The organism is Cuspidothrix issatschenkoi CHARLIE-1, from assembly GCF_002934005.1.
Lineage (GTDB): Bacteria > Cyanobacteriota > Cyanobacteriia > Cyanobacteriales > Nostocaceae > Cuspidothrix > Cuspidothrix issatschenkoi.
Genome location: NZ_PGEM01000018.1, coordinates 10573 through 11284, shown reverse-complemented (window position 1 = coordinate 11284; position 712 = coordinate 10573). Strand labels below are relative to the sequence as shown.

At 34.1% G+C, this 712-nt stretch carries 1 protein-coding gene; it reads right to left on the bottom strand.

What is annotated here, in order from left to right; translation table 11 throughout:
* Window positions 1–130: 130 nt before the first annotated feature.
* Window positions 131–712: Uma2 family endonuclease (locus CUN59_RS02565; RefSeq protein WP_104386362.1), on the bottom strand; the 582-nt coding region annotated here is incomplete at its 5' end.

Below are 712 nucleotides of genomic sequence, written 5' to 3'. Positions count from 1 at the left end.
CTGTCATAATTGCCAATTTTTTACTAATAATTATCGTCTTAAATGTACTGTCAATCCCTATACTGCCAATACAGAAGCAGCCATTGGTTGTAAAGATTATCAAGCTAATTAGTTGGTGATCATATCACCATTAAAATTTAATTCGGCGATAAATTTCCTCCATCGGCATTTCTACATTTAAACTGTGTAGAAAAACTGCTTGGTCAATTTGATCATAAACTTGCAATTGCCAACGATTATGATTTTGATCTTCCTGTTTATAATAATGCTCAATATAAGGTTCTGTTTGACTCACCAAAACATATTCACAAAAACTAGCTAAAGAGCGATATTTTCTAAATTTATCTCCTCGATCATAACCTTGAGTGGAAGGTGAAAGCACTTCAATAATTAGTAAAGGATTGATAATTTCATCGGTGCGATTATCATGAAATTCTGGTTCACCATTAATGACCAAAACATCTGCATAAGTTCCATGATTAAAATCAGGAATCCAAATTCGTAAGTCGCTATTATAAAAGCGAAAATCAGTATCTCTGAGTAAAAATCCCAAATAAATTAAGATATTACTGGCGATCGCACTATGAACTTCTGAACCTCCAGGCATAACAATAATTTCTCCATTACAGTATTCATGACGTTCTACGGCGGTTTCCTCCATCGCTCGATACTCATCTGGAGTAAAGGTTTTTGCTACCTCAGAGTCTAGATT